Annotated in this window: 8 protein-coding genes; 5 read left to right on the top strand and 3 right to left on the bottom strand. The window is 42.5% G+C overall.

The window, feature by feature from the left end; all coding sequences use genetic code 11:
• Window positions 1-252 precede the first annotated feature (252 nt).
• The 4 genes from IM473_RS13610 to dprA all read left to right on the top strand — a co-directional run bounded on the left by IM473_RS13610 (window position 253) and on the right by dprA (window position 5,299).
• Window positions 253-2,868: an SUMF1/EgtB/PvdO family nonheme iron enzyme gene (locus IM473_RS13610; RefSeq protein ID WP_287659606.1), complete on the top strand. Its 2,616-nt coding sequence runs from the start codon at window positions 253-255 to the stop codon at window positions 2,866-2,868.
• Window positions 2,869-3,193: 325 nt separating this feature from the next.
• The gene (locus IM473_RS13605; protein ID WP_287659607.1) at window positions 3,194-3,433 is read left to right on the top strand and encodes a hypothetical protein; all 240 of its coding nucleotides are present in this window, start codon (window positions 3,194-3,196) and stop codon (window positions 3,431-3,433) included.
• Window positions 3,423-3,761: a type II toxin-antitoxin system PemK/MazF family toxin gene (locus IM473_RS13600; RefSeq protein ID WP_287659608.1), complete on the top strand. Its 339-nt coding sequence runs from the start codon at window positions 3,423-3,425 to the stop codon at window positions 3,759-3,761. Before IM473_RS13605 ends, IM473_RS13600 begins: the two co-directional genes overlap by 11 nt.
• Before the next feature lie 389 nt (window positions 3,762-4,150).
• Entirely contained in the window at window positions 4,151-5,299 is a 1,149-nt protein-coding gene (dprA, locus tag IM473_RS13595) for a DNA-processing protein DprA (protein WP_287659610.1), read from the top strand.
• Here dprA and trxA read toward each other — a convergent pair.
• Complete coding sequence (gene trxA, locus IM473_RS13590; protein ID WP_287659611.1) at window positions 5,296-5,628, bottom strand: thioredoxin; 333 nt, start codon at window positions 5,626-5,628, stop codon at window positions 5,296-5,298. The genes dprA and trxA overlap by 4 nt on opposite strands.
• Window positions 5,629-6,004: 376 nt before the next feature.
• Between trxA and IM473_RS13585 the strand changes: the two genes are divergently transcribed.
• Window positions 6,005-7,210, top strand: a complete 1,206-nt coding sequence (locus IM473_RS13585; protein WP_287659612.1) for an acetate kinase — start codon at window positions 6,005-6,007, stop codon at window positions 7,208-7,210.
• Between the two features lie 3 nt (window positions 7,211-7,213).
• On the opposite strand, the gene IM473_RS13580 is transcribed toward IM473_RS13585, so the two are convergent.
• Together IM473_RS13580 and IM473_RS13575 are read right to left on the bottom strand one after the other, a co-directional pair.
• Window positions 7,214-7,765 carry an anti-sigma factor family protein gene (locus IM473_RS13580; RefSeq protein ID WP_287659613.1) on the bottom strand — a complete coding sequence of 184 codons (552 nt, stop codon included), beginning with the start codon at window positions 7,763-7,765 and terminating at the stop codon, window positions 7,214-7,216.
• Between the two features lie 113 nt (window positions 7,766-7,878).
• Window positions 7,879-8,535, bottom strand: coding sequence for a sigma-70 family RNA polymerase sigma factor (locus IM473_RS13575; protein WP_287659614.1), 657 nt, complete (start codon window positions 8,533-8,535; stop codon window positions 7,879-7,881).
• Between the last annotated feature and the right edge of the window lie 479 nt (window positions 8,536-9,014).

Below are 9,014 nucleotides of genomic sequence, written 5' to 3'. Positions count from 1 at the left end.
TTTCAAGACTCGGTTAACAATTTGTAATATTCCTTGTTGACACCCTTACTGACAAAGAAAAAACTGAAATCAAGTCAGGATAAGGGTTGGAGTGCTTACTGCAAAAATTGTTAAGAAAGATCCCTATAAGGGATAGCTTATCAAGGGGGGCAGGGGGGATCGAACCTAAAATCTATTTTTAATTTAATTATAACCAGCTACTTAAGGTAATCTATTTTCTTCTCCCTTCTCTGTCACCTAAAAATAACTACCATGTCCGATTCTCCTGAATCTATCCGCAATACTAGCGTCAGCGATCAAGCTACTAATAATGATGCTCTCGGATTTGAGCCTTATGTAATAGCGATCGCTGAATTTTTGTTGCATGAGCAGACACAACCACCCCTAACTTTATCGGTTGAGGGAGAGTGGGGTAGTGGCAAGTCTTCTTTTATGAAAATGTTAGAGGAATATTTACGAGAAAAAGGAGGTCGGACGGTTTGGTTTAATGCTTGGCGACACGATAAAGCGGAGTCGGTATGGGCAGCTTTTGCGCTGTCTTTTATTAAGCAGATTTCTACGCCCAAAAATTGGCGAGATTTGCCTCGAATTATCCTAGGACACTTTAAATTACAATTATTGCGTTTTAACCTAGAAAAAGGCTTATTTGAATTAATTAAAGCTTTACCAGTAATAATTTTTGTGATTTGTGCCTCAATTGCCATTCCTTTTATTTTAATCGGTTATGGAGTTGAAGGAATTAACGAATTAATCGGAGCAACAACTTCTCAAGATGTTTTTTGGAGTAAAATTAATTCAGTTTTTAAACTGTTATTTACCGCCGGAGGTTTAACTTTATCAGGAGCAGGAATTTTTGCTGGTATTAAGAGTTTATTGAGAAATTTTCAAAGATTACTCCAAAACCCTAAAAACAACCTAATTAAATACATAGAAGCCCCAGATTATAAAAAACAATCGGCATTTGTAGAAGAATTTCATGAAGATTTTGCTAAAATTGTTGATGCCTATGTTGGCAATGATCGAGTATATGTATTTATTGACGATTTAGATCGTTGTGAACATCCAAAATCAGCGGACTTGATGCAGGCGATTAACTTGATGATTGCTGATGATCCTTCAGTGGTGTTTATTTTAGGAATGGACAGAGAAAAAGTAGCCGCTAGTTTAGCGGTAAAATACGAAAACATTCTCAAGTATTTACCGTCAGAAACCACAGAAATTGATCCTGATATTTTAGCGAGACGTAGTGCTAATAAAGGGTTAGCTTATGGTTATACCTTTATTGAAAAGTTTGTCCAGCTTCCCTTTTTAGTTCCCCAACCATCCCGGTCAGATTTTGAGCGTTTTTTGATTCAGCTTGCTACTTCAACTCCTCCCAATTTACAGCCAGCTAAACCTCGTTTTACATTTTTTCAGTCATTCTGGGGTAAGTTTAAGTTAGCTTTACCCTGGAGAAATAATTCGCAAAAGCATCTCACTTCTGCAACAAGTAATCAGACAAGTGATTTAAAAAACTTGTCTCTAGATAATCCTTCGATAGAATCTGAACAAACCGAAAAAGAGAAAGCACGAGCATCTGTAATTAAGCGATTAGAAGCGATTCAAGTCAACAAATCTGATAATAGAGATTCCCAAACAGTGCGGAATGTCATTATGATGGTAGCTCCCGCATTGGATTACAATCCGCGACGGATTAAACACTTTATCAATGTCTTTCGTCTCAAGGTTTATATCGCTAATGAAACTGGTTTATTTTTTGAGGAGCGAGATGAGAATGATAATTTGTTAGTTCCTTCTCTAACTTTTGAACAGTTAGGTAAGTTTACTGCGATTAGTTTAAAATGGCCATTGTTATTGTCAGATTTAGAAAATGATCAGCGAATTTTAGCAAAATTAGAAGAATTTGCACTAGATGAAGAAAAAACCCAAGAATATGAAGAGTCGATTCGCTATTGGGGTAGTCATACTAAGCTTAAAGCTTTAATGGCTCACGGTCATAAAAGATTTGTAACTAACTCTAAATTTAGCTTGGCAGAGATAAATGTTGATAAATTATTACAAGTATCACCCAGGGTAATTCGGCCAGCAAATGAGCCTATTCAACCACAACAAATTCGCCAAAATGTTAAAACTTTCCAATATATTCCCTCATTGCCTCCAGACTTTAACCTAGAAATGGTGGATATACCCGCCGGTAAATTTAACATGGGTTCTAATGAGTATGAAGATGAAAAACCGATACATCAAGTAATTGTGCCAGCATTTCAGATAGGCAAATATCCCGTCACCCAAGCACAGTATCAAGCGGTGATGGGAAATAATCCTTCCAGGTTTTCAGGAAATCCCCAGAACCCGGTAGAATCTGTTACTTGGTTTAATGCTCAAGCTTTTTGTGAAAAATTGAGCCAGTTAACCAGAAAAAACTACCGTTTGCCTACAGAAGCAGAATGGGAATATGCCTGTCGCGCTGGTACTGAAACCCTATTTAGTTTTGGCGATGATAGAGATAAACTAGGAGATTATGCCTGGTTTCGTACTAATTCAAATAATGAAACCCATCCTGTTGGGGAAAAGCTACCTAATCCCTGGGGAATCTATGATATGCACGGGAATGTTTGGGAATGGTGTGCTGATCAATATCATGAAAGTTATGTTAACAAACCAGAGAATATTAAAGAAAATGGCAGCATTGCATGGGCAGATAACAATATAACTAATCAGTCATCAAGAATACTGCGCGGCGGTTCGTGGTTCCACATTCCTGTTAAGTCTCGCTCGGCGTCTCGGGAGAAATACGATGCCGACGATGGCTTCAACGATATCGGTTTTCGTGTTGTGTGCGATCTCCCCCAATCAGTTAACAGTTAACTGTTAACTGTTATCAGTTGGGAGCCACCATTGGCGCAATAATATTGTAGGGGCGAATTGCATTCGCCCTCTTTGAATAACTTCTACTGCTCACCTATAGGTGAGGGAAAGTCACAAATAGGAGATGCAGCCGATAATTTTCTGGAAATATAGTCTTTAAACCCTTGTCTGGCAAAACTACAAGGAATAATCAGCACTGATTATCACACAAAGTCGAGGAGAGCCATAGGGCGAGCCTGAGAATGGAGATCGCTGTAGTTAGCCCGTCACCGCTTTTTATGGTTACTTTAATGTTAGAATCGAATCACTTCTTTTAGGTTTTGCTATGCGTGTGATTGAAACCACTGGTATCCTCAATACCCAAGGACAAATTCAACTTGATCATCCTATTCCCCAAGAAAAAGATCGGTTTGTGCGCGTCATTCTTTTGATGTCGGAGGATGAACTGAACGAAAAAAACTGGCTAGATGCCGTTTCCCATAACCCTAGCTTTGCTTTTCTGCAAGATCCCGAAGAAGATATTTATACCCTTAACGATGGACAACCTGTAACTAATGAAGGGTAAAATTGTATTAATTCAATTTCCCTTCGACGATTTATCTTCCAGTAAGGTTCGTCCTGCTTATTGCCTAACCAATCAAATTGGAGGCTATCAACACATTATCTTTGCCCTAATTACCAGTCGTATTCCAGAAAATCACCTTCATACAGATATTATTCTGAGACCAGAAAATCCAGATTTTATAATCAGTGGTCTTCGCCAATCGTCAGCCATCAGACTTGATCATTTAGTAACACTTCGATCTTCACTGATTCAGCGTGAACTAGGCTCATTATCATTAAAAACACAAACCTTAATTGTAGATATTTTGTCCGATATTCTACGTTCTTAAAAAAAATACGACCACTGATTTCTTCGGGGGCATTATTTAACGCAGTTTTTAGCTTTAAATTATAATAAATTTGTCTGTTATATCCGTTACGCTATGCTAAGATATTCTACCCTTACTGCTACAATTGGCTCCAAAGACCACTATAACCAACTAAAACCATGACTCAAGCCACTTTTGCAGAAATACTAGACGCAACCAAACAACTTCCCCCAGAAGATCAAGAACAACTGATTCACATTTTAAAAAAGTGAAAGACATGGACGAGGCTCAACAATACCTCAACAACTAATGGAAAGTATTCCGGCAAGATTAAAATAAATTAAGGTCATCTGGCCGCAGTCAGTTTTAACCGACTGAAAATATTACTTGGTCTGAGGAGCTTTTTCAAATTGACAGACGATCGCGTTTATTGGTTAGCATGGTCAAGTATTGCTGGAGTTGGGTCAATTTCCCTAAAGCGACTCTATCAACATTTTGGCAGTGTCGCTGTGGCCTGGAATGCCACCGATACTGCGATCGCAGAAGTGGCAGGATTCGGCAAAAAGTTAATGGTAGGGGTACGGGAGGGGCGATCGCAAATTGACCCAGAAGCTCTTTTCGCCAAACATATCCAGAAAAACCCCCTTTTTTGGACCCCTAGCGACCCAGAATATCCCCGCTTTCTCTGGGAAATTCCCAGTCCTCCCCCCTTACTTTACTATCAAGGAAAGGTCAATTTAGAGGAAAATCAGGGAAATATCCCCACCGTCGCTATTGTGGGTACTCGTAACCCCACGGATCACGGCAGGCGCTGGGCGCGGCGCTTAAGTACCCTTTTGGCCCAACAGGGATTTACTATTGTTTCTGGCATGGCCGAAGGAATTGATGGCGAGGCACACCAAAGCTGTTTAAAAGCAGGGGGAAGGACGATTGCCGTCTTGGGAACGGGGGTCGATGTGGTTTATCCTAGTCGTCATCGGCAGCTACACGCGGACATCCAAAAGCAGGGTTTAGTCATTAGTGAACATCCCGCCGCAACTCAGCCGAATAAAGCCCATTTTCCCAGTCGTAATCGCATTATCGCCGGTTTAAGTCGCGCGACGATTGTTATCGAGGCCCCCGAAAGATCAGGCTCCCTGATCACGGCCAGTTATGCTAACGAATTTGGCGGCGATATCTATGCTTTACCCAATTCTCCCGATATTGCTGCCGCTAGGGGTTGTTTACAACTGATTCATCAGGGGGCAGAAATTATCGTTTCTGAGGAGAAATTATTAGAAATGTTGGGGGCAATTCCCACCACGAACCAATCTGCACCGGTTAATCTCTCCCCTTCACTCCCTCTAGAGACATCCCCGGTCGTTAATGCTGCTCCTCCAGTCAATCTAGAACCTAGACTAGCACAAGTGTATCAGTTATTTGACAGAGATGCCCTGTTGTTTGACATTATTGTTCAAAAAATGCAAATCCCCACCTCAGAAGTGGCGGGGATCTTATTGGAATTAGAATTAATAGGTTTAGTGACTCAGTTACCCGGTATGCGTTACCAGAAAACCTAGTCAACTTCCAGGAGTTTATTTAGGGTGGTAGCTAAAGTGGTTCTCGGTACAGCCCCGACCACCATATCAACTTTTTGACCTTCTTTGAAGATCATCAGAGTAGGAATACTGCGAATCCCATACTGACTAGCGATATTGGGGTTTTCGTCGGTGTTGAGTTTCACCACCTTGACTTTCCCTATGAACATTTCGGCAATTTCTGCGACAACGGGAGCCACCATTCGACAAGGACCGCACCAAGGAGCCCAGAAATCCACTAGGACAAGGTCGGTACTATCTAAAACTTCGACTTTAAAGTTGGCATCTGTAACTGCAGGAACCTCTGACATACTTAAGAAATCCTCTAGTAATCACGGTTATCTAGAATACGCAAAAATTCCATTCTAGAGATTCGTGGTGCGATGTTGACATTCCACTGGTGAAAAGGACGAGAACTAGCTCTAAATCCACTGTAGAGGCCTTAACTTGTATCAGAGGTAGCTTCTTGGATTAATTTCACAAGGGGTATTCTTCTATTTTATAACCCTAGAGGCTCTATTTTGACTTTTTTTTGATAAAGTTTTGTAATATTGCCCGAGTCAAGGATGGGTGATGGCAGCCAGATAAAATTTTCTGGAAGAAAAACCCGAAAAGTCAGCGATTTTATCTAGGCTTAACCTGAGTTTGATTATGATCAGCACAAGCCCCTCCTAATTGAGCTTTTTTATGAAAATTCTGGTCTTAAATGCGGGATCGAGCAGTCAAAAAAGTTGTTTGTACGATTTAGAGTTTCTCCCTGGCCATCCTCCGCAACCAATTTGGCAAGCGGGGATCGATTGGACGGTTAACCCTGATTACGCGGTTTTAACGGTAAAAGCTCAGGGAATTAAACAGGAAATTAATCTTTCTAGTCAGGATCGTCCGGCGGGAATTGCTCGGATGTTAGATACCTTAGTCACTGGCGAAACTAAGGTAGTAGCCAACCTCGCCGACATTAGTATAGTCGGTCATCGAGTTGTCCATGGTGGCACGGAATATTCCCAGGCTACCATGATCACTCCCCAGGTCAAAGAAACGATTAAAAAGCTGATTCCCCTGGCTCCTAGCCATAATCCCGCTCATTTAGAAGGAATTGAGGCAATCGAGCAAGTTTTGGGCGATGTTCCTCAAGTAGCAGTGTTTGACACCGCTTTTCATCGTTCTATCCCTCCTCAGTCTTCTCTTTATCCCATTCCCTACCAATGGAGTGAACTGGGAATCCGTCGCTATGGTTTCCATGGCACCAGTCATCAGTACTGCTCCCAACGGGCCGCCGAATTGTTGGGAAAACCCCTAGAATCCTTGAAAATGGTGATCTGTCATCTGGGCAATGGTGCTTCCCTATCGGCAGTCAAGGGGGGTAAAAGTATCGATACTACTATGGGGTTTACTCCCCTAGAGGGATTGATGATGGGAACCCGCAGCGGTTCGATCGATCCAGGGATTCTGATTTATCTAGAGCGAGAATATCAATACAATCCCGATAGTTTAAATAGCTTACTCCATAAAGAATCCGGTTTAAAGGGAATTTCTGGTATTTCTGGGGATATGCGGGCAATTACCACGGCGATGGCCGAAGGCAACCAGAGGGCTAAATTAGCATTTGAGATGTATATTCATCGTCTGAAAGGTTTAATCGGATCGATGATTGCTTCTCTAGAGGGGTTAGATGTGTTGGTATTTACGGCAGGAATCGGCGAAAATTCAGCTTTAGTACGGGAAAAAGCCAGTCAAGGCTGGTCTTTTTTGGGTTTAGAGTTAGATTTAGCTAAAAATGCCGCTCGTCCCCGGGATGAGGATATCGCCAGCGAGACATCTAAAGTGCGAGTGATGGTAATTGCTACGGCGGAAGATTGGGCGATCGCACGAGAATGCTGGCATTTATCCCCATAGACCTCATCTTTGGCCATTCTCTTTTGGCTCTTCCGTTGTGGGAATCTCCATAATCGGATGGTTGAGAGCAATCATCAAATGGTCTCCCTCTTGGCTAATACTGCTCGGACTGCTGGCCATTTGGGAGAGGGGATCATTGCGTACCGAGACGAAGTAGGAGCCAACAGCGATCGCCATAGCCGTGAAAATCGCGCCACCATAAACATAATATTGCCGACGACGCTGACCATCGACTTTTCTGAACACCTGTTCTGCCAATCGGTCGCTGGCCATAGTAACCGGTACGGGAATCTGCCTTAAATTAGTTTGTAATCCCAAGAGCTGCCGATAGAGTTTTTTAGCGGCAGCATCATGGTCTAACCAATGCTGAACTAGCTTCCTTTCCTCTACCGTTACTTCGTTGTCAATATAGGCGCTAATTAAATCGAAACGATGAGCTTCCTCGTTATCCTCATCTAAGAACAAAATATCCTCGGCTGCGGAGTTGGAATCCCCCTCATCGTGACGTAACAAAGACTTGATCCATTGAACGTCTTCGGGTTGATAATTATTCATGGTTGACCTCGACCAGAAGCGATCGGTATGCAATCACTTTTCACCAGCATGGAGCTAGTTAAATTTAACGACTCCTCACTTCGGCCGTTAGTGCCGAATCACCACAATTTTCTTTAGCCTTCCGTAAAATAGGGCTGTAAAACAGATTGTAATTTAGCGCGAGCGCGAGCAATGCGAGATTTAACAGTTCCTAAAGAAACTCCCGTGATCTCGGCAATTTCTTCGTAGGCCATGCCTTCAATTTCTCGGAGAATAATAGTTGTCCGAAAAGCTTCTGGTAAATCAGCGATCGCAGACTGTAATTGATCGTAGAATTCGTGGGTGGTGAGATGTTCATCGGGACTGGGGTAATCGGACTCGATATCCCAATCGATTTCGCCATCTTCCACGCGCCGGGGAGCATCCAGAGAAATGGGGTGATTAACCCGCTTGCGTTTCCGCAATTCGTCGTAAAAAAGATTAGTAGCAATGCGACTTAACCAACCGCGGAACTTGAGGGGTTCATGGAGACGGTTAATATTGCGATAGACGCGAATCCAGACCTCTTGGGCCAAATCGGCGCGATCTTGCCAATCGGGAGCCAAATGATAGAGTAATTTATCAATATGAGCTTGATAGCGCCGCAGCAGTTCCGCAAAGGCTGCTCGATCCGGCTGACAGCCTTCCTGACAGCGTGCAATTAGATCGTAGTTGGAGAGTTTGTCAGGGGACACGGGGTTTTGAGACTTTTTGGACTCAATTGACCAAGATGCTGGAATCGATTGACTCATGGGATTTCCTCAAGGATATAAACTCCTCACTCAGGGCTTGAGGACGGGAGAAGTTAGCAAAGGTTCCCGAAAATAAATAATTTTTTTTCCATATTTTGATTCTAACTGATCGAACCGAGTTCCTGGACTGAGATTTGAGCGAAGCACTCAATGTTTGACCTTCTCGTTCGACCACGGGGCTGAAAACCTTACTAAGCAGTTATTTCAGCCACTGCATCCCTATTTGATGCCTAAACAGTTCCCACCTATGAGAAACGCTGTCACCGCCATCAAGAGCTAATTAGAACAAAATTACTAAACAAAAACAACCCACCAGAAAAAGGGTAAATAGCTGAAAGGCTTACGGAGCAAGGGATAGAAAAAAGATCAAAAAATTTTGCCAAAAGGGGTTGACAAACTTAGGGAAGTTAGATACATTGGTAAATGCGCGGTTGAAGCAAAGCGAAAGCGAAGCGAAACAAACGACGCTGGAACCTAGA

Origin of the sequence: Microcystis sp. M015S2, assembly GCF_020245945.1 — a bacterium.
In the GTDB taxonomy this organism is placed as follows: domain Bacteria; phylum Cyanobacteriota; class Cyanobacteriia; order Cyanobacteriales; family Microcystaceae; genus Microcystis.
This window is presented reverse-complemented; position numbering and strand designations above follow the sequence as displayed.